At 59.2% G+C, this 22,212-nt stretch carries 22 protein-coding genes; 7 read left to right on the forward strand and 15 right to left on the reverse strand.

Translation table 11 applies throughout. From position 1 onward, the window contains the following. The first annotated feature begins 65 nt into the window (after positions 1-65). Positions 66-1,088, forward strand: coding sequence for an aspartate-semialdehyde dehydrogenase (locus ACR3E0_RS01215; protein WP_480475387.1), 1,023 nt, complete (start codon positions 66-68; stop codon positions 1,086-1,088). A gap of 263 nt (positions 1,089-1,351) precedes the next feature. Beyond that, a complete protein-coding gene (locus tag ACR3E0_RS01220) occupies positions 1,352-2,353 on the forward strand; it encodes an adenylate/guanylate cyclase domain-containing protein (protein WP_480475389.1) in 1,002 nt (333 codons plus the stop codon). Between the two features lie 65 nt (positions 2,354-2,418). Here ACR3E0_RS01220 and ACR3E0_RS01225 read toward each other — a convergent pair whose 3' ends face one another. After that, entirely contained in the window at positions 2,419-2,955 is a 537-nt protein-coding gene (locus ACR3E0_RS01225) for an SRPBCC family protein (protein WP_480475391.1), read from the reverse strand. Between the two features lie 105 nt (positions 2,956-3,060). Beyond that, positions 3,061-3,711, reverse strand: a complete 651-nt coding sequence (locus ACR3E0_RS01230; protein WP_480475393.1) for a carbonic anhydrase — start codon at positions 3,709-3,711, stop codon at positions 3,061-3,063. Positions 3,712-3,854: 143 nt separating this feature from the next. On the opposite strand from ACR3E0_RS01230, the gene ACR3E0_RS01235 reads away from it, so the two are divergent. The 3 genes from ACR3E0_RS01235 to ACR3E0_RS01245 all read left to right on the forward strand — a co-directional run bounded on the left by ACR3E0_RS01235 (position 3,855) and on the right by ACR3E0_RS01245 (position 6,424). Then, the gene (locus tag ACR3E0_RS01235) at positions 3,855-4,244 is read left to right on the forward strand and encodes a hypothetical protein (RefSeq protein WP_480475395.1); all 390 of its coding nucleotides are present in this window, start codon (positions 3,855-3,857) and stop codon (positions 4,242-4,244) included. Positions 4,245-4,307: 63 nt separating this feature from the next. Continuing rightward, entirely contained in the window at positions 4,308-5,690 is a 1,383-nt protein-coding gene (locus tag ACR3E0_RS01240; RefSeq protein ID WP_480475397.1) for a leucyl aminopeptidase family protein, read from the forward strand. After that, positions 5,687-6,424, forward strand: coding sequence for a C40 family peptidase (locus ACR3E0_RS01245; RefSeq protein ID WP_480475399.1), 738 nt, complete (start codon positions 5,687-5,689; stop codon positions 6,422-6,424). Before ACR3E0_RS01240 ends, ACR3E0_RS01245 begins: the two co-directional genes overlap by 4 nt. Here ACR3E0_RS01245 and ACR3E0_RS01250 read toward each other — a convergent pair. Continuing rightward, on the reverse strand, positions 6,421-6,771 hold the full coding sequence (locus tag ACR3E0_RS01250; protein ID WP_480475401.1) for a DUF2794 domain-containing protein: 351 nt from the start codon (positions 6,769-6,771) through the stop codon (positions 6,421-6,423). The genes ACR3E0_RS01245 and ACR3E0_RS01250 overlap by 4 nt on opposite strands. 173 nt (positions 6,772-6,944) lie before the next feature. Here ACR3E0_RS01250 and ACR3E0_RS01255 point away from each other — a divergent pair, with 173 nt between their 5' ends. After that, positions 6,945-7,463 carry a YHS domain-containing (seleno)protein gene (locus ACR3E0_RS01255; RefSeq protein WP_480475403.1) on the forward strand — a complete coding sequence of 173 codons (519 nt, stop codon included), beginning with the start codon at positions 6,945-6,947 and terminating at the stop codon, positions 7,461-7,463. A gap of 6 nt (positions 7,464-7,469) precedes the next feature. On the opposite strand, the gene ACR3E0_RS01260 is transcribed toward ACR3E0_RS01255, so the two are convergent. From ACR3E0_RS01260 to ACR3E0_RS01300, 9 genes are all read right to left on the reverse strand, one after another. Then, the gene (locus ACR3E0_RS01260) at positions 7,470-9,134 is read right to left on the reverse strand and encodes an ABC transporter permease (RefSeq protein WP_480475405.1); all 1,665 of its coding nucleotides are present in this window, start codon (positions 9,132-9,134) and stop codon (positions 7,470-7,472) included. Between the two features lie 122 nt (positions 9,135-9,256). Beyond that, entirely contained in the window at positions 9,257-10,474 is a 1,218-nt protein-coding gene (locus tag ACR3E0_RS01265) for a phenylacetate--CoA ligase family protein (RefSeq protein WP_480480910.1), read from the reverse strand. A 19-nt stretch (positions 10,475-10,493) separates the two neighbouring features. After that, the gene (locus tag ACR3E0_RS01270; RefSeq protein WP_480475407.1) at positions 10,494-11,327 is read right to left on the reverse strand and encodes an ABC transporter ATP-binding protein; all 834 of its coding nucleotides are present in this window, start codon (positions 11,325-11,327) and stop codon (positions 10,494-10,496) included. A gap of 71 nt (positions 11,328-11,398) precedes the next feature. Further along, positions 11,399-12,682, reverse strand: coding sequence for an ABC transporter substrate-binding protein (locus ACR3E0_RS01275; RefSeq protein ID WP_480475409.1), 1,284 nt, complete (start codon positions 12,680-12,682; stop codon positions 11,399-11,401). A 76-nt stretch (positions 12,683-12,758) separates the two neighbouring features. After that, positions 12,759-13,835 carry a branched-chain amino acid ABC transporter permease gene (locus ACR3E0_RS01280; RefSeq protein ID WP_480475411.1) on the reverse strand — a complete coding sequence of 359 codons (1,077 nt, stop codon included), beginning with the start codon at positions 13,833-13,835 and terminating at the stop codon, positions 12,759-12,761. Between the two features lie 3 nt (positions 13,836-13,838). After that, positions 13,839-14,096 carry a hypothetical protein gene (locus tag ACR3E0_RS01285; protein WP_480475413.1) on the reverse strand — a complete coding sequence of 86 codons (258 nt, stop codon included), beginning with the start codon at positions 14,094-14,096 and terminating at the stop codon, positions 13,839-13,841. Between the two features lie 2 nt (positions 14,097-14,098). Continuing rightward, positions 14,099-15,085: a branched-chain amino acid ABC transporter permease gene (locus tag ACR3E0_RS01290; RefSeq protein WP_480475415.1), complete on the reverse strand. Its 987-nt coding sequence runs from the start codon at positions 15,083-15,085 to the stop codon at positions 14,099-14,101. Positions 15,086-15,114: 29 nt separating this feature from the next. Further along, complete coding sequence (locus tag ACR3E0_RS01295) at positions 15,115-15,933, reverse strand: ABC transporter ATP-binding protein (RefSeq protein ID WP_480475417.1); 819 nt, start codon at positions 15,931-15,933, stop codon at positions 15,115-15,117. A gap of 78 nt (positions 15,934-16,011) precedes the next feature. Continuing rightward, complete coding sequence (locus ACR3E0_RS01300; protein WP_480475419.1) at positions 16,012-17,985, reverse strand: AMP-binding protein; 1,974 nt, start codon at positions 17,983-17,985, stop codon at positions 16,012-16,014. Between the two features lie 368 nt (positions 17,986-18,353). Here ACR3E0_RS01300 and ACR3E0_RS01305 point away from each other — a divergent pair, with 368 nt between their 5' ends. Further along, positions 18,354-19,565, forward strand: coding sequence for a peptidoglycan-binding domain-containing protein (locus ACR3E0_RS01305; RefSeq protein ID WP_480475421.1), 1,212 nt, complete (start codon positions 18,354-18,356; stop codon positions 19,563-19,565). A gap of 72 nt (positions 19,566-19,637) precedes the next feature. Here ACR3E0_RS01305 and ACR3E0_RS01310 read toward each other — a convergent pair whose 3' ends face one another. Genes ACR3E0_RS01310 through ACR3E0_RS01320 form a run of 3 tightly spaced genes read right to left on the reverse strand, consistent with a single transcriptional unit; the run spans position 19,638 to position 22,113 of the window. Then, entirely contained in the window at positions 19,638-20,036 is a 399-nt protein-coding gene (locus ACR3E0_RS01310) for a (deoxy)nucleoside triphosphate pyrophosphohydrolase (protein ID WP_480475423.1), read from the reverse strand. After that, entirely contained in the window at positions 20,033-21,259 is a 1,227-nt protein-coding gene (gene argJ / locus ACR3E0_RS01315; protein ID WP_480475425.1) for a bifunctional glutamate N-acetyltransferase/amino-acid acetyltransferase ArgJ, read from the reverse strand. Before argJ ends, ACR3E0_RS01310 begins: the two co-directional genes overlap by 4 nt. A gap of 5 nt (positions 21,260-21,264) precedes the next feature. Further along, positions 21,265-22,113 (reverse strand): peptidylprolyl isomerase, encoded by an 849-nt coding sequence (locus tag ACR3E0_RS01320; RefSeq protein WP_480475427.1) that lies wholly within the window; start codon positions 22,111-22,113, stop codon positions 21,265-21,267. Positions 22,114-22,212: the final 99 nt, after the last annotated feature.

Here is a 22,212-nt window from a genome sequence, read left to right on the forward strand (position 1 = left end):
AAAAGCCCTTTTTTCTTTTCTGCATCGCGGCTATGAACGCGCGTCCTTTATTCAGGAGACCAAGAATGGGCTATCGCGTCGTCGTCGTCGGCGCCACAGGTAACGTGGGCCGCGAAATGCTGAACATCCTGGCGGAACGCCAGTTCCCCGTCGATGAACTTGCCGTGCTGGCAAGCCGTCGGTCGCTGGGGACCGAGGTTAGCTTTGGCGACACGACACTCACGACCAAGGACCTGGACACGTTCGATTTCACCGGATGGGACATGGCACTGTTCGCCGTGGGATCCGAGGCGACCAAGACATACGCGCCCAAGGCGGCAGCGGCAGGTTGCGTTGTGATTGATAACTCGTCGCTCTATCGCTACGACCCGGACATCCCGCTGATCGTGCCCGAGTGCAATCCGCAGGCGATCCATGGTTACGCCAAGAAAAACATCATCGCCAACCCCAACTGCTCGACCGCACAAATGGTGGTGGCGCTGAAGCCGTTGCATGATCGTGCCAGGATCAAGCGTGTCGTCGTGTCGACCTATCAGTCGGTCTCGGGCGCGGGCAAAGAAGGCATGGACGAGCTGTGGGATCAGACCAAGGCTGTCTACAACCCGACCACGGACGTTGAGCCGAAGAAGTTCCAGAAACAGATTGCGTTCAACGTCATCCCGCATATCGACGTCTTCATGGAGGACGGCTCGACCAAGGAAGAGTGGAAGATGGTCGCAGAAACCAAAAAGATCGTCGACCCGTCGATCAAGGTCACAGCCACCTGCGTCCGCGTTCCGGTTTTCGTCGGCCATTCCGAGGCCGTGAACATCGAGTTCGAGGAATTCCTCGACGAAGACGAGGCCCGCGACATCCTGCGCGAAAGCCCGGGTGTCATGGTGATCGACAAGCGCGAGGCCGGTGGCTACGTCACGCCGATCGAATGCGTCGGCGATTTCGCCACCTTCATCAGCCGGATCCGTCAGGATTCGACCATCGAGAATGGCCTGAATCTGTGGTGCGTGTCAGACAACCTGCGCAAAGGCGCCGCGCTCAATGCGGTTCAGATTGCCGAACTTCTGGGCCGTGAAGTCCTGAAGAAGGGCTGATCAGCGTCACCACGATTGTCAAAACTTCAAAACCCTGCTGCACCGTTGGTGGGGTTTTGAGGTACTTTCAGCGACAAAAGTAACGCCATAACATCAGGCCCCGCCGTGGGTCAGCGACACCGCAATTGGCATGCGACAAAAGCCGGCGGCTGGTGGTCTTGCACCTAGAGGGTGAGGTGGCCTGACACTATATTGCTTGGCAAAGACCTTACAGACCGCCGTTCACATTGGAGCCAGTGCTGCATATGCGCAGTTGGAAATTCTTGTCTGCTCGATCGACGACCGTCTTTCTGAAAGTTACCGCACTGGCGACTGTCGCGGGCGCAGTGGTCGGGGCGGTGCGATATTCCGACGAAAATCTTGTTGCTGATACGCTCTTTGGCGCCCTTACCGGGTTTGCAATTTCTGCGTGTTGCGTCGGGGCTGAGTTTCAGTTTTTCTCTAACCCGGAACGCCGCGTCGCGCGGCGCCTCAGGCCAATCGTTTTGATGGCATTGCGCGGCACTCTGTACAGCCTCTTCATCGTCTTTGGCCTCTCGCTTCCAGGTCTTCTGTCTAGCGCCCCGCCGATCTGGAAGGACCCGGCGTTTGTGGAAGTGTTTGTTATTTCAGCGTTAATTGCTTACGTCTTTTCAATCGGATATGAAATCACAAGACTGCTTGGGACCGAGGCAACCAAGGCTCTGATCTGGGGCCGGTATCGACAGGCGCGGCTTGAAAACAGGGTGATACTTTTCGCAGACGTTATTGGCTCGACCGCATTGGCAGAAAGAATTGGACAGCTGAAGTTCCACGATTTTCTGCGCGATGTCGCGTTGGATTTGGCGGGTCCCATCGAGAAGTACCGAGGAGACATTCACAAGTATGTCGGGGACTCGGTCATCGTCACCTGGCAACTTACCTCGGGTATTGCCAACGATTCCTGTTTGAAATGCGCAGAGGACATGAATGGCGTGTTGCGCGCTCGGGACGCATATTACCTGAAGACCTATGGAACCGAGGCAAGGCTGCGAACAGGAATTCACTGCGGAGAAGTCGCCGCAGGCGAGATAGGCGACTGGAAGAAAGAGGTTGCGCTTCTTGGCGACCCCATGAACACGGCGGCTCGGATCGAAGGTGCGGCCAAGTCGCTTCTGCTGGAGATCGTGCTTTCAGACGACGTTGCACGCAAGCTTAGCCCAACGGCAAGGGCCGGTCTCTCCGAGCTTCCTGCTTTCAAAGCACCCGGAAAGACCGAAAGCCTGGCGTTATGGTCCGCGCCCTGAGCGCGTTAACCAGCCCCTGATTCAGCTTCAAAATAAGCTTTGCGCGCTGCCAGTCTCTTTTCCGATCATCCTTGGCCCTCGACAACCGATTTCAAATTCTCAAGCCCGCGCTCATAATCTCCGCCGACCCAGTTGTCCATCATCAGGCCCATCCAGCGCATCATTGGGTTGGCCCCCAATTCGGATTCAAATCCCCAGGTCACCATCGTCTGGTTTCCTTCGGGTTTCAGAGTAAACGATGCGGTCGCTGTCCCCATGTCCCCGAAGTCCAGCGCTGTTTTCACCAGTTGGTTCTCGGTGCTTTCGATGATTTCCTGTGTTCCGGTGCCCACCTGCGGGTGCTCGGAACTCCAGCTGAGCGTGTTGCCAACACCCGCATCGGGACCGGCGTAGGACAGCTTCGTTTCCGGATCACGTGACAGCCAGGGTGACCATTTTTCGGTCTCCTGCATCGAATTCACGTAAGGAAAGATCGCCTCGGGCGGCGCATCGATGGTGACGCTGCGGGACACTTCGGCCTTGCCGGGCAACAGGTACGAGACACCGACGAGAACCAGAACAAGGACAATCAGTACAGCGAGAATGCGTTTTATCAATTTCATGGCGCGCTCCAAATTCCAAAACGGATAGACGTATCATACAAAAAAATCCACGCGGAGTCAGAGCCCTGATCCGCGTCGGGGGTGTTTCATGCCGGTCTTAGAGGGTCAGACGGGAACAAATCTCTTTTGGTAGGGGTCATAACACTCCAGACCGCCCGCACCGATATCGGTCCATAATCCGTGCAGGCTGAGCGCGTCCTGATCCACCGCCTCGGACACGAAAGGGAACGTCATCAGGTTCTCAAGCGAGGCGACAACGGCCTGTTTTTCAAATTCGCGGGCCTGTTCGGTGCTGTCCTCGACATCGGCAACCAGATCGTATTTCGGCTTCAGGATGTCCATCCAGCGGCCAACAAAGCTTTCCTTGGCCTCCAGTTGCGGGGCATTGCCTTTACACATGTCGATACAGCCCTGAACCCCGCCGCACTGGGAATGGCCCAGAACGATCAGATGTGCGACCTTCAAAGCGGTGACAGCATATTCGATGGCGGCACTGGTGCCGTGATGATCCCCATCCGGTGCGTAGGGCGGGACGAGGTTGGCGATATTGCGGTGAATAAAGAACTCGCCCTGATCCGCGCCAAAGATCGAGGTGACATGCACCCGGCTGTCGCAACAGGAAATCACCATGGCGCGCGGCCGTTGCCCTTCATCCGCCAGACGTCGATACCAGACCTGATTTTCGGAATACGTTGTGGCCTTCCAACCGTGGTACCGCTTGACCAGATAGGTTGGCAGAGGTTTGGCTACGTCCATTTCGGTGTCCCTGTTTTTAGTGCTGCGGGATGCTCTAAACCGAATTCAACGAAAATTCGAGACATTATCCAATTCCAGCTCAAGGATTTGCAAAGGAATTTGTCCACAGTGTTGGCCTGCGCCGTGGGGGCGTAGAAATTGGGGTGAATGTGGTGGACAAAGTCATTGCGCTTGAACACAAGGAATCCGTGCATCTTGATCCAGATCGCCTGAATGGCCTGTGCCGGCAACTGGGCGACAAGAATGCCATTGATGTATTGTGCCGCACGATCGAGGAACTGGCTGTGCGTCTGTCGAATTGCGAACGGTACTGGCGGCAGCGCGACTGGGTTGAGTTGCGCAAATGCGCCAAGTCTCTGGTCGCGATATCCGAACAGGTCGGAATGACGGCACTGGCCCGCGTTGCGGGCGACGTGGCGCAGTCGGTAGATGCCGGTGACGCGGTGGCCACCGGCGCCACGCTGGGCCGGTTGATCCGGGTCGGCGAACGATCACTGACCGCCGTATGGGACCAGCAAGACCTTTCGGTCTGACAGGGGTTGCGGGCGCACCCCGGACCGCTAGTCTGGGCGCAAGCTGTACCTGCCGAGATGCCCATGCCCCTAAGCTTTGCCCCACCGTCTGACGACACCTTACCGCTGCACGTGGTCGCGCAACCCGATCTGGAAGACTGGTTGCAGGATCAGCCGGACCATGTCCGAGCGTGGGTGGACGCCTACGAGTTCTCGGGCGCAATCGGAGAAACGCTGTTGGTGCCAGGCCCGAATGGCGTGCCAGGGATGGCGCTGACAGGATACGGGACCGAGAAAAAGCGTGCCCGCAAACGCTTTACTCTGGCGGCGGCAGCCGACGCACTGCCACAGGGCAGTTACCGCATCGCCTCGGGTGTCCCTGCGGATCGGCTGGACATGGAATGCCTCGGCTGGCTGATGACCGGCTATGCATTTGATCGCTACGCGTCGCAATCGCCCGCCGGCGCCGCCCTGGTTGCGCCAGACAGTGTTGACGTCACGCGGATCGAAGCCATGGCAAACGCCGAGGCGTTGACCCGGGATCTGGTCAACACACCCGCGTCGGACATGGGGCCGGAGCAGCTGCAGGCAGCGGCAGAGGCCTTGGCACAGGAATTTGGCGCGTCCTGCAACACCATCACCGGCGACGCGTTGTTGGAGCAGAACTTTCCCATGATCCATGCTGTCGGGCGCGCGGCAGAGCTGGCGCCCCGATTGATCGAGATGAGATGGGGCCGCAGCGGGCCAGCGCTGACGTTGGTGGGCAAGGGCGTTTGTTTCGATACGGGCGGCCTCAACCTCAAACCCGGCGCGTCGATGGGTCTGATGAAAAAGGATATGGGCGGGGCCGCCAATGTGCTGGGTCTGGCGCGGATGATCATGGCATTGGATTTGCCGCTTCAATTGCGCGTGCTGATCCCGGCAGTCGAAAATGCGGTGGCGGGCAACGCGTTCCGGCCCGGGGACATCCTGACCTCACGCAAGGGGCTGACGGTCGAGATCAACAACACCGACGCCGAGGGGCGGCTGGTTCTGGCTGATGCGCTGGCGTTGGCGGATGAGGCTAAACCGGATCTGGTGATCTCGATGGCAACGCTGACGGGCGCCGCCCGTGTGGCTTTGGGACCGGATCTGGCACCTTTCTATGCAGATGATGATCGTGTCGCCGACGCCCTGTTCCACGCGGCGCAGAAAGCCGCAGACCCAGTGTGGCGCATGCCCTTTCATGAACCTTACGAGACCATGATCGAGCCGGGGATCGCCGATCTGGACAACGCACCTTCCGGAGGGTTTGCAGGGTCGATCACCGCCGCGCTGTTTCTGCGGCGCTTTGTTCAAGACAGCGCCTACATGCATTTCGACATCTACGCGTGGCAACCCGGCAAAGCGCCCGGTCGCAGCAAAGGCGGGCTGAGTCAGGGCCCCCGCGCGGTGCTGACCGCCTTGCCTGAAATTCTGGGCCTATGACCGGCAGACGCATCATAAAGCCGGTCGTCGATTTACTCCGCACACCAGACGGACCCCGTGATCGCCAGTTGCTTTATGGCGATACGGTACAGGTCACCAAAGGCACGGCGGGATGGAGCCAGGTGATCTCCGACAAGGACGGCTATCCCGGCTGGGTCGCAACGGATCAGACAGGGCAGGTCCTGCCATCGTCACATTGGGTCCAAGTGCCGGCAACACATGCCTATGAACAGGCGGATATGAAAAGCCGTGATCTGACATCGCTGAGTTACGGCAGCAAAGTGCAGGTTGTGTCGGAACAGGGTGAATTTCTGGAAACCGAGCTTGGCTATGTTCCCTCTACTCATTGCGCCCCGATTTCAGAACAACCAGCCGACCCGGTCGCGGTGGCCGAGTTGTTTCTGGGCACGCCTTACCTTTGGGGCGGCAACAGCCGGTTCGGGCTGGACTGTTCAGGTCTGGTACAGGTCGGGTTGCTGGCCTGTGGTCTCCCGTGTCCCGGAGACAGCGGTGATCAGGAACGCACATTGGGCACCGCCTTGCCGGACGGCACGACTGCTGCGCGCGGTGACCTTCTGTTCTGGAAAGGTCATGTGGCCTGGGTGTCCGGCGCCAACATGCTGCTGCATGCCAATGCCTGTCACATGGCGGTCACTTTCGAACCTTTGGATGAGGCAATCGACCGGATACTGGCGCAGGGCGACGGCCCTGTGACCTCTCACAAAAGGCTCTAATCCAGGTTCACCGCCCGGATCAGTTTGCGTTCAAGCACGCGCAGGACGGTCCGCAAATCGTGACCGCGTTTCAGAATCTGTCCATCCATTCCCACAACCGAATACATGCCCTGCTTCGAACGCAAGCGCGGGTGTTTCTCCACCCGATAGATCGGATGCTCGGCGGTTCGCCTGAATATCGAAAAAACAGCTGTGTCGCGCAGGTTTGAAATACCGTAGTCCCGCCATTCCCCGGCAGCGACCATCCGGCCATACACGGACAGAATTTGAGACATTTCGCGCCTGTCGAACGCGACCGGCAACTGGGCCGGGCTTGCAGAGAACCGGCTGGGAGGCTGCATGTTCATGGACCCAGCCTTGCCGGAAACCCGCCGCAAATCAAGCCTGCGGCGATCACGAGCCACAGTTTCCGGGGCCCTGTCTGATTTTTGTCGTGCTTCGAAAGGGTTTAATCGGTTTCGGCGATGCCTATGTCATATCCAATGCCAACTGGTATAGGTTCAGACAAAAGGGTTCGGTCATGAAAATCTCAGTCGTATTGACAGCATGCGCCATCGCCATTGCATCTCCGGCTTTTGCCGGCCCTCAATACATCGATGGCACCGGATACGCGGTCTCAGGCTACGACGTGGTTGCGTATCGCGACCTTGAACAATCGCCTGTCGGCACAGCACAGCCCGAAGGTGTCGAGGGCCGCGCGTCGATCACTGCGGAATACAATGATGCGACCTGGGCTTTTGCGACCACCGAGAACCGGGACAAGTTCCTTGAGAACCCGGCCTACTACGCACCGCAGTTTGACGGGCATTGCGCCTATGGCGTTTCCAAGGGCGGTAAGGTTCCCGGCAATCCAAATCTGTGGCGGATTGTCGATGACAAGCTCTATCTGAACATCACCAAGACAGTGGTTGGCTTCTGGGAAGAGGACATCCCCGGCAACATCGCCTTGGCAGACAAGAACTGGCCCGGAATTGAAAGCAACCCGGCCTCGACAAATGTCATTCCGAACTTCACATCCGAGGCACCGATACAGGACTGAGGCGGATCAGCGGCGCCCAACCTGGCGACAAATCAGGATGACCGGCAGCAGACCCACCGCCAGAATGACCAGCGACGGCACCGCTGCGCCCTCCAGCCGCTCGTCCGAGGCCAGCCGGTAGGCCTGCACCGCCAGCGTGTCAAAGTTGAACGGCCGCATGATCAACGTCGCGGGCAGTTCCTTCATCACGTCGACAAAGACGATCAGCAAAGCAGTCAGCAGCGAAGGTGTCAGGATCGGCAGATGGACCCGCCTCAACGTGCCCAAAGGGCTTTGCCCAAGGGATCGTGCCGCCGCATCCATATTGGCGTGCACCGTACTTTGCCCGCCCTCGTAGGCGCTGAGCGCTGCCGCCAGAAACCGCACCATGTAGGCAATCACCAGCAACCAGATCGACCCGGTGAGCAACAATCCGGTGGACAGGCCAAAGGTCTGGCGCATCCAGGCATCCAGTGCGTTGTCAAACGCGGCAAAAGGTACGATCAGCCCCACGGCAATGACCCCGCCCGGCACGGCATAGCCCAGCCGGGCAATATAAGTGGCCGTCGATGACCGCCTCCCCGGGTTGATACGCTGAAAGAAGCCGACGCTGATGGCCGCGCAAACGGTAATGAGTGCAGCTGTTCCGGCAAGGATCAGAGAATTCTGGATAAAGCCGGCATAGCGCTGCGACATCAGGTTCTGTTCCGACCCCAGACCCATCTCAAACAGGACAATCACCGGCAGCAAAAAGCCGAACAGAACCGGAATGGCGCACAATACAAACGCCCCGGCGGCCTTCCAGCCTGTCAGATGTGCAGCGGGTTGGGCAGCGTGCTGTTTTCCCGTCTGGTAGTATTTGGCCTTTCCTCGCTGAAGCCGCTCGGTCGCCGCTATGACCAGAGCAAAGCCAAGCAGGCACAACGCAAGCTGTGCGGCCGCTGCGCGATCGGCCATGGAAAACCAACTGGTGTAAATCCCGGTCGCAAATGTCTGGACACCGAAATAGGACACCGTACCGAAATCGGCGATAGTCTCCATCACGGCCAGCAGAACGCCTCCGGCAATGGCAGGACGGGCCAGCGGCAGCGAAACCCGTCTGAACGCGAGCCAGGGATTGTTGCCCAGCGCCCGCGCCGCGAGATAGGCCGTAGCGCTCTGCTGCAAGAAAGCCGCCCGCGCCAGCAGATAGACATACGGGTACAACACCAGAATCAGCATCATCGCGGCACCCTCGGTCGAGCGGATCTCGGGGAACCAGTAGTCGCGCGGCCCCCAGCCTGTAACCTGCCTCAGGCTTGTCTGAACGAAGCCGGGATGATCCAGGATGAACGTATAGGCATAGGCCAGCACATAGGCCGGAAAGGCCAACGGCAGAACCAGGGCGACCTCAAGCACGCGCACCCCGGGAAACCGCGTCATGGTCACCAGCCAGGCGGCGCCGGTTCCGATGGCGAACGTGCCGACAGCAACCAGAATGACCAGGATCAGTGTGGTCGTCGCGTATCGGGGCAGAACGGTTTCCGCCAGATGTGAAATCGTGTCGGTCCCGCCTGTAATGGCCGCCAGCAATACTGCCACCATCGGGAGCAGGCAGGCCGCAGCGACAGCATAGGTGACCCAACCCAGCAACCGGGACCCCAGCGCAGTGTGACTGCGCGAACCATGTTCTGAGTTATCGGTCTGAGCCATTTTTCCGGCATTATTGGAACGAACGCGAAAGGTTCGCCTTTAATCGACCAAAATGCTCGGAAACGCCAGTGGGCGGGCCAAGAAATCTGCGACACATACTGCCGCAGATTCCGTGTGCGCCGTCACTCGTAGACGCGCTGATCCTCGATCACCAGACCGTCCTTGGGTAGGGACCCCGGGGCTACAACTTCGATCGCGCCCTTCAGCTTCAGCACCTCGGCAACGGATTTGGCATAGGCCATGTCATCGCCGCGCGGGCTTTCGATCTGAACGGTCATTGTGTCCATTTCGCCCTGGCGCGCCGCAATGACGCGGGCCTTGACGATTTCATCGTGCTTGTCCACCAGCGCTGCCACCTGTTCGGGGCGCACGAACATGCCCTTGATCTTGGTGGTCTGGTCGGCACGGCCCATCCAGCCTTTGATGCGCGTATTCGTGCGGCCGCACGGCGATACGCCGGGCAGAATCGCCGACAGATCACCCGTTGCAAACCGGATCAGGGGGTAGTCCGGGTTGAGCGTGGTCACCACAACCTCACCCACGTCGCCCGGTTCTACTGGCGTTCCCGTGCCGGGGGTCACGATCTCGACGATCACGTGCTCGTCAATGATCATCCCTTCCATTGCCGCGCTTTCATACGCGATGTTGCCGAGATCGGCCGTTGCATAGCACTGCAGACAGGAAATGCCCCGGTCCGCATAATCCTGACGCAGCGAAGGGAACAAGGCGCCCCCGCCGACGGCAGCCTTTGAGAAATGCAACTGGACGCCCATGTCGTCGGCCTTGTCCAGGATCACCTTGAGGTAATCGGGTGTCCCGGCATATGCGGTACACCCGATGTCGCGGGCCGCGGTCACCTGCAACTCGGTCTGCCCGGTTCCGGCGGGCAGGACCGCTGCTCCGACAGCACGGGCGCCATTTTCGAAAATCATACCGGCCGGGGTCAGGTGATATCCGAAACAGTTCTGGACAATATCTCCGGTGCCAATCCCGGCCGCATTCAGGAACCGTCCCATGCGCCACCAGTCGTGATCCGTCCCGCCCGGTTCGTAGATCGGACCGGGGGACTGGAAAACATGATGAAACTGGTGCGCGGGTTTGACGGTAAAACCGCCAAAAGGTGACCGCTCGGCCTGAGCGCGGATCAGATCGGATTTACGCAGAACCGGCAGGGACGGCAGGTCTTCAATCGACTTAATCGCGTCGATACCTGCATCGGCCAGATGCTCGGCAAAGCCGGCGGTGGACTTTGCCCGGGCAATCTGTTCCTGCAAGGCCTCGGACTGATCCGAGGCACGTTTGTCCGCCGAGCGCGTCTCAAGTGCGTCGAAATAGGTCATCGCCAGATCCTCCATCCGCTTACAGCCACCTCTTGCGGCGGCGATAAGATCGCACGTCGCGGAAGCTTTTGCGGCCTTCCTCGGACATGCCGAGGTAGAATTCCTTAACGTCCGGATTCTCACGCAGTTCGGCGGCGGGACCATCCATCACCACCCGGCCCGATTCAAGGATGTATCCGTAATGCGCAAACCGCAGCGCCACGTTTGTGTTCTGCTCGGCCAACAGGAAGGACACACCTTCTTTCTCGTTCAGGTCCTTCACAATGCCGAAAATCTCTTCGACCAGCTGCGGGGCCAGACCCATTGAGGGCTCGTCCAGCAGGATGGTTTCAGGCCGGGACATCAGCGCACGGCCCATCGCGACCATCTGCTGTTCACCGCCCGAGGTATATCCCGCTTGCGACCGGCGCCGCTCGGCCAGGCGCGGGAAATAGGTATAGACCAGATCAAGGTCCTTCTGAATTGTGGCCTTGCCGTCCTTGCGGGTATAGGCCCCGGTCAGAAGGTTCTCTTCGACCGTCAGGTGTTCGAAACAATGGCGGCCTTCCATGACCTGGATAACGCCCTTTTCGACCAGATCGGCCGGGTCGCTCTCGTGCACGCTTTGACCGCGATACTTGATCGAGCCCTTGGTCACTTCGCCACGCTCGGATTGCAGCAGGTTTGACACCGCCTTGAGCGTCGTGGTCTTGCCCGCGCCGTTGCCGCCCAGCAATGCGGTGATCCCGCCTTTGGGCACAGTCAGGCTGACGCCTTTCAGCACGAGGATCACGTGGTTGTAGATCACCTCGATATTGTTGACCTCAAGCAGGGTCTCCGCCTGCACGTCAGTGGTTTGTGCCGCATCCAGCATCAGCGTGTGTCCTCATGCCACGTGTTGGGGTCGGAGCGGCGGCACACCGCCGCCCCGGTTTCATTGGCGCATCAGTTGCAGCGCGTTTCGATGTTGTTTTCCGCCGCATAGGCTGCGGAGTCCGCTTCGATCAGTGCGCCGATCACTTCACCATCCGTCGGCTTGAAGTCCGAGATCAGGGTCCAGGTCTTGTTCGCCGCATCCCACTGGGTCACACCGACAAGCGCGTCGCCGCCGTGGTTTTCGCACGAGACCGAGAATGTCGGACCGAAGTTGGGCAGGCCCAGTTCAGTCATCTTCGCTTCGGTGATTTCCAGCGCTTCCATTCCATCGCGCATTTCAGCCGGGGTAATGTCGGCATTGCCCGAGAGTTCCTGCGCTTTCTTGATGGCTTCGCCGGCCAGCATCGCCGCATAGAGACCGCGGTTGTACAGAACCGTACCGACCTGATCGCCAGCGCCAGCGGCCTTGCCTGCGTCGACGACATATTGCTGCAGATCATCAAACAGCGGGAAGTCGGTGCCGACGTTGTGGAAGGTCAATGCCTTGTATCCATTGGCGGCTTCACCCGCAGGCAGCACGTCGTTTTCCGAACCCGACCACCAGATGCCGATGAAGTTTTCCATCGGGAACCGGATGTTTGCAGCTTCCTGCACTGCGACCTGGTTCATGACGCCCCAGCCCCACATCAGAACATAATCCGGCTTGTCACGGCGGATCTGCAGCCATTGGGATTTCTGTTCCTGGCCCGGATGGTCGACCGGCAAGGCCACCAGTTCAAAGCCATGTTTCTTGGACAGCTCTTCCAGGGTGCGGATCGGTTCCTTACCGTAGGCCGAGTTGTGGTAGACCAGCGCAACTTTCTTACCGCTCAAGTCGCCGTTGTTTGCCTCAAGCAAATAGTTGATCGCGCCCGAAGCCCCATCCCAGTAGTTTGCAGGATAGTTGAACGTGTGGCTGAACACGTCGCCGTTCTTGGCAGAGGTCCGGCCATAGCCCATCGTGTGCATCGGAATGTTGTCAGCCGTGGTCTTTGGGATCAGCTGGTATGTGATCCCGGTCGACAGAGGTTGATAGACCAACGCGCCTTCGCCCTTGGTCGACTCATAGCATTCCACACCCTTTTCGGTGTTGTAACCGGTCTCGCATTCGACAACGCGGATCGGGACTCCACCGATGCCGCCGTCCCGCTCGTTCAGCAGGGTAAAATAGTCGTTGTAGCCATCCGAGAACGGAATTCCGCCCGCAGCGTAAGGCCCGGTACGATAGCTGAGGTCCGGGATAACCAGATCCGCCAGTGCCGGCCCAGCGGCCATCAAGGCGCCTAGCGCCATGGTTGCCAGTTTCGTTTTCATCGGGTGTGTCCTCCCTTGATTGATCCGATGGTGTGTTCGGGCTTTCGCACCCGTCTTGTGATTGGGCCCGCCCCGCCTAATGGGGGAAGGGCCAGAGTCTGAGTTTCTCCTTGGCCAGACGCCAGAGCTGCGCCAGCCCGTGTGGCTCGAGGATCAGGAACATGATGATCAGCGCCCCGACGATCACCAGCTGCAGATGCGCCACGATATCCGTGGGCCAGCCCAGAACATCCACCCCCACAACTTTCAGAACGACCGGCAGCAGCACCAGAAACGCCGCCCCAGCAAATGAGCCAAAGATCGATCCGAGCCCGCCGATGATGACCATGAACAGCACCAGGAATGATTTCTGGATGCCGAACACTTCGCCGACCTCTACCGCGCCCAGGTAGACGGCAAAGAACAGTGCGCCCGAGATGCCGACAAAGAAGGAACTGACGGCAAATGCGGTCAGTTTGGCCTTCAGCGGGTTCACCCCGATGATCTCGGCCGCAATATCCATATCTCGGATCGCCATCCAGGTTCGGCCCGTGGTGCCCCGGGTGAGGTTACGCGCAATGATCGCACTGGCTGTCAGGAAGACCAGGCAGAACAGATAGGCCGCCCAGGCCGGCGCATTCGGGCCGGTGATGATGATGCCGAATACATCCCGTTCCGGCGCGTTGATCTGGCCCGAAGCCGAATAGTTGTAAAACCAAGACACCCGGTTGAAGAGCCACACCAGGAAGAACTGCGCCGCCAGTGTCGCCACCGCCAGATAGAACCCCTTGATCCGCAGACTTGGCAGGCCAAACACCACGCCCACCACGGCCGTGATCCCGCCGGCCAGCAGCACGTGGACGAACATGCTCACATCCGGGAATGCGGTCATCAGCTTGTAGCAGGAATATGCCCCCACAGCCATGAAACCACCGGTGCCCAGCGAAACCTGTCCGCAATACCCCACCAGAATGTTCAGACCGATCGCCGCAATCGCGTAGATCAGGAAGGGCAACAGCAACGCATTTGCCCAGTAATCGTTGATGATGAACGGGATGATCCCAAACGCCACCGCCAACACGACATAGTACCGATACCGGTCGAACTTGATCGGGAAAGTCTGGCTGTCATCCACGTAGGAGGTTTTGAAATCCCCGGCTTCACGATAGAACATGTCTTACTTTCCCCATTCTTCCTGAGCCCGGTTCCGGGCCTCGGTGTCCAGTTGATTGGACCCTTTGGCGTATCCGCTCGCCTCTGAGGCGCGCACCAGTTTCATGTAGGCGAGGATGCCGGCTACCAGACCGGCAAACGCCAGCAGTGCTGCGATCACCAATTGGCTGTCGCTCAGATCGTCCGTGGTCAGCGCGATGTACCCAAAGGCCCAGAACCCGGCCCAGGCGATCACATTGATGATGGCGATCAGTTTGGTCATCGCTACACCCTTTCGATAATCTTCTCACCGAACAGGCCCTGCGGCCGGAACACCAGGAAGATCAGCGCCAGCACATAGGCAAACCAGTTCTCGGTCGCACCGCCGACCAGCGGCCCGATGGCAAATTCGAACAGTTTTTCGCCCACGCCAATAATCAACCCACCGACAATCGCACCGGGGATCGAGGTGAACCCGCCCAGCATCAGCACCGGCAGCGCCTTGAGCGCGATCAGCGACAGCGAGAACTGCACGCCCGACTTGGTGCCCCACATGATGCCTGCAACCAGCGCCACGAACCCGGCGACCGACCAGACCATGATCCAGATGAAGTTCAGCGAAATCCCGACAGACAGCGCCGCCTGATGATCATCGGCCACCGCGCGCATGGCCCGGCCCTGCTTGGTGTACTGGCTGAACGCCACCAGGGCCGCCACCAGCAGGGCGGCAATCACCGTGGCCACGATATCCAGATTGTCGATAAAGAAACCGTAGTCGAAGATGTTGAAGGTGGTCTCATCAATCCACAGGTTGATGCCCTGCGGCAGACCCACATCCAGCGTCTTGATCTCGGACCCCCACATCAGATCGGCCACGCCTTCAAGGAAATAGGCCAGACCGATGGTTGCCATGAACAGGATGATCGGCTCCTGCCCCACCAGATGACGCATGACGAAACGCTGCACCGCCCAGGCGAGAAACACCATCACCACCATTGTCAAAAGGATCGCAAACAGCGCCGGTACATTCCATCCGAAGTAGTGGATATGCGTTCCGAAAATTGCATTGATCAGATGGGAAAACGGCACCTGCCCGTTCATGATCCCCACCAGAGTCATCGCCGCAAACAGCGCCATAACCCCTTGGGCATAATTGAAAATCCCCGAGGCCTTGTAGATCAGCACAAAGCCCAGCGCGACCAAGGCATAGAGCACCCCGGCCATCAGGCCGTTGAGGATGACTTCCATCGCAAATACGAGTTGTTCAGGCATGCCAGCCCCTCCCCAATTCTGCCCAGAGCCTAGTCATGGCTGACCCCAAGATAGGCGTCGATGACCTCTTGGTTATTGCGCACCTCGTCGGGTGTGCCGTCGCCGATCTTGCGGCCGTAATCCATCACAACCACCCGGTCGCTCAGGTCCATCACAACGCCCATGTCATGCTCGATCAGGGCGATGGTGGTGCCGAACTCGTCGTTCACGTCCAGAACAAAGCGGCTCATGTCTTCCTTCTCTTCAACGTTCATGCCCGCCATCGGTTCATCCAGCAGCAACAGTTTTGGCTCGGCCGCCAATGCACGCGCCAGTTCTACCCGTTTCTTCAACCCGTAAGGCAGGCGCGACACCGGTGTTTTGCGGATGTGCTGAATTTCAAGAAAGTCGATGATCTTTTCGACGGCTTCCCGGTTTTCCGTCTCTTCCGCCTCGGCTTTACCCTTCCACAGCGCCTGCTGAAGAATGTTCGTTTTCATGAAGTTCAGACGCCCGGTCATGACGTTGTCCAGCACGCTCATACCTTCGAACAGGGCGATGTTCTGGAAAGTTCGCGCAATCCCCTGCTGCGCCACTTCAAAGGGTCGCATCGGCGGACGTTTCGAACCGTGAAACCAGACCTCGCCCTCCTGCGGGACATAGAATCCCGAGATCACGTTCAGCATCGAGGATTTCCCGGCGCCGTTCGGCCCGATAATGGCGCGAATCTCGCCCTCGCGGATGTCGAACGAGATGTCCTTGATCGCCACCACACCGCCAAAGCGCAAAGTGATGTTCTTCATCTCCATCACCACGCCGCCGATCTTGCGACCGTCTTCGGTGACATACCCTTCGGCGTTATCCAGCATCAGTCACTCCCTGACTTGCGCAAATACGGGACGGCGGGCGGGGCGATAGCCGCAGGCCGAGCGGCGCACGTCCGCCCCTCATTCCGCTGCCACCTTGTGCCGTGCGACCGGTACAACCGGTGCATCCACAATCTCCAACGTCGCAGAAATCGAACCCTTGCGGCCATCCTCGTAGGTCACTTCGGTGGTGGTCGAGACACTCTCGGACCCGTCATAAAGCGCCGCGATGATGTCGGCATACTTGTCCTCGACAAACCCGCGACGCACCTTGCGGGTGCGGGTGATCTCGCCATCATCCGCATCCAGTTCCTTGTGCAGCACCACAAAGCGATGCACCTGGCAACCCGATAGCATTTCATCAGCGGCCACCGACTTGTTCACCTCTTCGACATGGGACTTGATCGTCTCCAGCACCTTGGGATGCCCCGCCAGTTCCTGGTAGGACGCATAAGCGATGTTGTTGCGCTCGGCCCAGTTGCCAACCGCGGTCAGGTCAATGTTGATGAAGGCCACGCAGCGGTCCTTGCCGTTTCCGAACAGGACAACTTCCAGAATATCAGGATAGAACTTCAGTTTGTTCTCGACATATTTCGGCGCAAACATCGATCCGTCGGCCATTTTGCCAACATCCTTGGCCCGGTCGATAATGCGCAGGTGGCCCGAGCCTTCCTCGATGAAACCGGCATCTCCGGTCGCCACCCAGCCCTCGGCGTCCTTGGTCGAAGCGGTGGAATCCGGGTTCTTGAAATACTCCACAAACACACCGGGCGAGCGATAATAGATCTCGCCGGAGTCATCGATCCTCAGCTCGACATCCGGTGCAGGTACGCCAACCGTATCCGCCCGCACTTCACCATCCGGCTGCACGGTAATGAACACTGTGGCCTCGGTCTGACCATAGAGCTGTTTCAGGTTGATCCCCAGCGAGCGGTAGAAATCAAAGATTTCCGGCCCGATTGCTTCGCCCGCCGTATATCCCACGCGGAACCGGCCATACCCCAGCGTGTCCTTGAGCGGGCCATAGACCAGCATATTGCCCAACGCGTATTTTAGCCGATCGCCAAAGCCCACCGGTTTGCCGTCCAGCAATTGACCGCCCACTTTCTTGGCATGTGCCATGAAGTGATGGAACATACGCTGTTTCAGCTTCCCGGCATCTTCCATGCGGATCATCACATTGGTCAGCTGGGTCTCGAACACGCGCGGCGGGGCAAAGAAATAGGTCGGTCCGATCTCGCGCAGATCGGTCATCATGGTTTCCGCGCTCTCGGGGCAGTTCACACAGAACCCGCACCAATAGGCCTGACCGATGGAAAAGATAAAATCACCGACCCAGGCCATCGGCAGGTATGACAGGATATCTTCGTGCCGGTTCAAATGATCGAATTCAGCCGAGTTCTTGGCGCTTTCAATCACATTCCGGTTGGACAGGACCACGCCCTTGGGCTTGCCGGTGGTGCCAGAGGTATAGAGCATCACACAAGTGTCGTCGTAGGTGACCTCGGATATCCGCTGGTCCAGTTCAGAGTCAAAGCGCTGATGCCCAGCGCGACCCTCGGCCATGATATCCTCAAGGGCGTTCATCTGGGAGTGGTCGTATTTCCGCATCCCGCGCTTGTCGGTGTAGAGGATGTGTTTGACCTGATGCAGGTTTTCCTGGATCTCGATGACCTTGTCGACCTGCTCCTGATCGCCGCAGACCACGTATTTTGCACCGCAATGCTCCAGCACGTAAGCCATCTCTTCGGCGACCGAATCCTGGTAGAGCGGCACCGGAACCGCGCCGACCATCTGCGCAGCAACCATAGACCAGTAATGCGCCGGGCGGTTGCGCCCGATCACCGCGATATGGTCGCCCTTTTCCACGCCGAGCTCCAGAAAACCCAGCGCAAGCGAACGAACCTCGGCGGCCGTCTCAGCCCAGGTCCAGCCTTGCCAGATTCCAAACTCTTTTTCCCGGTAGGCCGGGGCATCCCCGAACTGCATCGCATTGCGGTGTAGAAGCGCCGGAAGGGAGTGCAACCCCTCGGCGCCCGACTGCGTCTGAGCCAATCTTTCTCTCCTCCCCATCCGGCCCCTCCTCCGGGGCCGGAAATGACGGCTCCGGGTCAGGCCCGGGCGCCATTGCCCCGATTAGGGACAGGCGCACGATCAAGGTCAACTTTTTCGTGATGTTTTCTCAATCCTTACGAATTGTAACAGGGACAGAGCGGTGATCTTTTCGATCACCTTACGAAGCCCGGCGCCGGAGCAACCTCGCCGCGCAGTCCTGAGGAGCCACAGTACCCTCCTGCACTCCGAGACAGGCGAAGTCCTGCTGATCGGTCAGGGCTTTCGATATCGCATCCGCTAAATTCCTGCACAACGCAACTGCTGTGCTATACTGCTTCAAGGCTGTTGTTTTGTTTAGGAGGTAAGTCATGATTATTCGTTTGATTTCAACACTCGGCATCGCTCTCGCATTTGCGATATCCGCGCCCCAGATTGCGCGGGCGGATGCCGGCGACTTCCTCGGCGGTGCTGTCGTCGGTGGTGTTGCCGGATATTTGATTGGCAAAGATCAGCAGAAAAAGAAAACCGCGACAACGACACGGACTTACCGATCCGGCATACCGTCAACCTCACAAGGTGCGCAGACGCAGACCGCACTGAATTACTTCGGTTACAATGCAGGACGGGTTGATGGCCAGGTTGGCGGTGGTACACGCGCAGCGATCGAACGCTACCAGGCCAGTATGGGCTATCCTGTGAATGGCCGTGACTTCCAGCCTTATCAGCGCGACTTCCTGATGCAGGCATACTACTGGGGGACAAGCGGCGGACAGGCGGCAACACAACTTTCGGGCCAACCGCTATTGTTGGAGTATCGCCGGCAAGTTCAATCGGGGACTGCTCTGGCAGCTGCTCCTCAAGCCCCGGTACAGGCCACCCCGGTTGCCACGCCTCAGGATGATTCGGCGGCAGCGAACACGACCGAAACCACCTCTGCCAGCCTGCCGACCCTGTTTTCTGGCGGTACGGCACGCCCGTCGCTCGCCAATCGTTGCAGCGCGGTCATGCTCCAGACGTCAACCAATGGCGGCTACACAACTCTGGCAAACATGTCCGATCCTGATTTTGCTCTGAGCGAACAGTTCTGCCTCGCCCGCAGCTACGCGATGGCACGCGGTGAAGAACTGATGACGGATGTCCAGGGACTGACGCCGGATCAGGTGTCCGCACAGTGTGAGACGTTTGGTGAGACACTGGCGTCACAAGTCGATGCATTGGCTTTAAGTTCCAAGGCAGACGCGGAAACCCAGATGCGCAAGTTTGCGTTGGATAGTGGGCTTAGCCCCGCGGATCTGGCGGCGACGAGCAAGGTCTGCCTGGCCATGGGCTATCGTCAGGACAACATGGATAGCGCCGTTGGTTCCGCACTGATGTTGGTCGCAATGGGCGAGCCTGCCTATGGCGAGTTGATTGGGCACCACTTGCGTGAGGGCTTTGGCGTGCAGGAACGCCGCGATCTTGCGATGCAGTGGTATGACGCGAGCCTTTCGGCGCTTGACGCCGGATCGCAGGCGGTTTTCTTGCCGTCCCAATCTGACCGCCCGCAACTCTTGCGGACGGCTATGACCGCGGCGCAGTAGGCCGCATTCGCATCATACCTGCGGGCAAATTGTCTGCCCGCAGGTCCAAATCCAAAACCGCCAGATTCCCAGCTACAACCAATCCCGCAAAATCGGGATCAACGGCACATCTGCTGCGGGCATTGGGTAGTTGCGCAACTCATTGGCGCGCGCCCATTTCAGCCTCTGCCCTTCACGCGACTGCGGGATGCCCTCCCATTTGCGACAGGCGAACAGCGGCATGAGCAGGTGGAAATCGTCATAGCTGTGGCTCGCGAAGGTCAGAGGCGCGAGGCACGAGGCCCAGGTGTCGATGCCCAGTTCCTCGTGCAATTCGCGGATCAGGGCGGCTTCGGGGGTTTCGCCCTGTTCGATCTTGCCGCCGGGAAACTCCCAGAGTCCGGCCATGGATTTGCCCTCGGGGCGTTGGGCCAGCAGCACGCGGCCCTCGATGTCGATCAGGGCAACGGCGGATACCAGAACTGTCTTCACGAGCGATAGTCCGCGTTGATTTCGATATAGCCGTGGGTCAGATCGCAGGTCCAGACAGTGGATATGCCATCGCCCAGCCCCAGATCGACTGCAATCACCAAGTCCTGACCCTTCATATAGGCGGCGGCATCTTCCTCGCGGTAATCGGGGCTGACCCAGCCGTTCTCGGCCACCAGTATGTCGCCAAAGGAAATGCTCAGCAGATCGCGGTCCGCCGCCGCGCCCGATTTTCCGATGGCCATGACCACGCGGCCCCAGTTCGGATCTTCGCCCGCGATGGCGGTTTTCACCAGCGGAGAGTTCGCGATGGCCAGCCCATGCACCTTGGCGTCTGCGTCCGAGGCCGCTCTGGTCACGCGGATTTCGACGAATTTGGTCGCACCCTCGCCGTCGCGCACCACTTGCTTGGCGAGGTCCAGCATGACCGTTTCCAGCGCCTCGGCAAAGGCCGGGTTCCCGGTTGCATCGACACCGGACGCCCCGGTTGCGCACAAAAGCAGCGTATCCGAGGTTGAGGTGTCGCTGTCCACGGTGATGCAATTGAATGTGCGATCCGTCTGCGCACTCAGCGTTGCCTGCAGCGCCGGTTGCGCGACCTGCGCATCGGTGAAGATGTAAACCAGCATCGTCGCCATATCAGGTGCAATCATGCCGGAGCCTTTGGCAATCCCCGAAATAGAGACTGTTTTACCCTCAATTTCGACCTGCGCGCTGGCACCTTTCGGGAAGGTATCGGTGGTCATGATCGCGCGAGCGGCGTCTTCCAGCGCGTGCCTGCTGAGCCCCGATTTCAACGCCTCCAGCTGTGACACGATGCGGTCGTGATCCAGCGGTTCGCCGATGACACCGGTGGAGGAGGTGAACACCCGGTCCACCGGAACCCCGGCCGCTTTTGAAACGGCCTGTGTCACTTCCGCCACCGAGGCTTGGCCGTAATGGCCGGTAAACGCGTTGGCGTTGCCCGAGTTCACAAGGATCGCCGCAGGTCCGTCGCTGGGCCCTCCGATTTTCTCCTGACAATCCAGGACCGGCGCTGCGCGCGTGGCCGAGCGGGTAAACACCCCGGCTACCGACGTGCCCGGATCCATCACGGCGAGCATGACGTCGGTCCGGCCCTGATAGCGCACGCCCGCCGCAACCGTTGCAAAACGCACGCCGTCAATTGCGGGCAGTTCGGGAAAACCCGCCGGGGCCAGCGGCGATACCTTGATGATCGTGGCCACGGGAATTACTCCTGAATCAAATCAAGCTGACGGACGATTTCCGGCCCGATACCATCAAGGGTCGGGCGGTCGATCTGTGCCTGTTGAGTCAACTCTTCAATCCGCGCGGTGATCGCATCCTGCTGCAGGGTCTGGACCAGTTCGTCCCGAACGGTGCTCAGTTCGGGGACTTCGGTTTTGCGCGTGTCGTTCAGGATCACCACATGCCAGCCGAACTGCGTTTGCACCGGGTCGGAAACCTGACCCTTTTCGAGGCTCAGGACCGCCTCTTCAAATTCAGGAACCATCCGGCCCTTGCCGAACCACCCCAGCGCACCGCCGTTGGGACCTGATGGGCCAGTGGATTTCTCGCGCGCAAGTTCCGCGAAATCAGCACCATCATCCAACTGGGCCTTGATGGCAGCCGCCTCTTCTTCGGTTTCAACAAGGATATGGCTGGCGTCAAACTCATCCTCGCCTTCAAAATCGGCAAATTGCGCGTCGTACGCTGCCTGAACGGCGTCCTCGGTCACAACTTCGTCAACCAGGGCGTCAACGGTCTGAACCGCCTTGAGCGAGCGGATTTCGTTGTCCAGTGTCAGTTCGTTTTGCGCCGACAGGTCGTCCTGTTGCTGGCTCAGCAATTGTTGCTGGATGAGCTGCTCGACAATGAAGTCGTAGAGAACGGCATCTTCGGCCTGCTGGTATTGCGGTGGCAGGTTGGCGGCGGTGGCGATGACGTGACCCAATGTGATCTCATCGCCGTTTACGCGGGCGACAACGGTATCGGCGGCGGGTTTGGTTTCGGCGGCCAGCGGCAGGGCCATCGCGGCGGCAAATGCCAACGATGGCAGAAAAGTGAGGCCTTTGGGCATGGAATCATCCTATTTTCTTGCCGCGACGGGGCGCGGCGTTGACACTCTGGAACCTGCCGCTTACATCGCCTTGAAGCCTTGGACAGGGCCGCCTTTCAC

Source organism: Ruegeria sp. AJ12, from assembly GCF_056536245.1.

What these genes read in the sequence shown, in the direction of transcription:
- ACR3E0_RS01295 (WP_480475417.1), bottom strand. Translation starts at nt 15,933, where the DNA reads ATGCTGGATAACGCCGAAGGGTATGTCACCGAAGACGGTCGCAAGATC.
- ACR3E0_RS01245 (WP_480475399.1), top strand. Translation starts at nt 5,687, where the DNA reads ATGACCGGCAGACGCATCATAAAGCCGGTCGTCGATTTACTCCGCACA.
- ACR3E0_RS01230 (WP_480475393.1), bottom strand. Translation starts at nt 3,711, where the DNA reads ATGGACGTAGCCAAACCTCTGCCAACCTATCTGGTCAAGCGGTACCAC.
- ACR3E0_RS01265 (WP_480480910.1), bottom strand. Translation starts at nt 10,474, where the DNA reads ATGACCTATTTCGACGCACTTGAGACGCGCTCGGCGGACAAACGTGCC.
- ACR3E0_RS01240 (WP_480475397.1), top strand. Translation starts at nt 4,308, where the DNA reads ATGCCCCTAAGCTTTGCCCCACCGTCTGACGACACCTTACCGCTGCAC.
- ACR3E0_RS01320 (WP_480475427.1), bottom strand. Translation starts at nt 22,113, where the DNA reads ATGCCCAAAGGCCTCACTTTTCTGCCATCGTTGGCATTTGCCGCCGCG.
- ACR3E0_RS01290 (WP_480475415.1), bottom strand. Translation starts at nt 15,085, where the DNA reads ATGCCTGAACAACTCGTATTTGCGATGGAAGTCATCCTCAACGGCCTG.
- ACR3E0_RS01215 (WP_480475387.1), top strand. Translation starts at nt 66, where the DNA reads ATGGGCTATCGCGTCGTCGTCGTCGGCGCCACAGGTAACGTGGGCCGC.
- ACR3E0_RS01305 (WP_480475421.1), top strand. Translation starts at nt 18,354, where the DNA reads ATGATTATTCGTTTGATTTCAACACTCGGCATCGCTCTCGCATTTGCG.
- ACR3E0_RS01260 (WP_480475405.1), bottom strand. Translation starts at nt 9,134, where the DNA reads ATGGCTCAGACCGATAACTCAGAACATGGTTCGCGCAGTCACACTGCG.
- ACR3E0_RS01225 (WP_480475391.1), bottom strand. Translation starts at nt 2,955, where the DNA reads ATGAAATTGATAAAACGCATTCTCGCTGTACTGATTGTCCTTGTTCTG.
- ACR3E0_RS01285 (WP_480475413.1), bottom strand. Translation starts at nt 14,096, where the DNA reads ATGACCAAACTGATCGCCATCATCAATGTGATCGCCTGGGCCGGGTTC.
- ACR3E0_RS01280 (WP_480475411.1), bottom strand. Translation starts at nt 13,835, where the DNA reads ATGTTCTATCGTGAAGCCGGGGATTTCAAAACCTCCTACGTGGATGAC.
- ACR3E0_RS01270 (WP_480475407.1), bottom strand. Translation starts at nt 11,327, where the DNA reads ATGCTGGATGCGGCACAAACCACTGACGTGCAGGCGGAGACCCTGCTT.
- ACR3E0_RS01275 (WP_480475409.1), bottom strand. Translation starts at nt 12,682, where the DNA reads ATGAAAACGAAACTGGCAACCATGGCGCTAGGCGCCTTGATGGCCGCT.
- ACR3E0_RS01250 (WP_480475401.1), bottom strand. Translation starts at nt 6,771, where the DNA reads ATGAACATGCAGCCTCCCAGCCGGTTCTCTGCAAGCCCGGCCCAGTTG.
- ACR3E0_RS01255 (WP_480475403.1), top strand. Translation starts at nt 6,945, where the DNA reads ATGAAAATCTCAGTCGTATTGACAGCATGCGCCATCGCCATTGCATCT.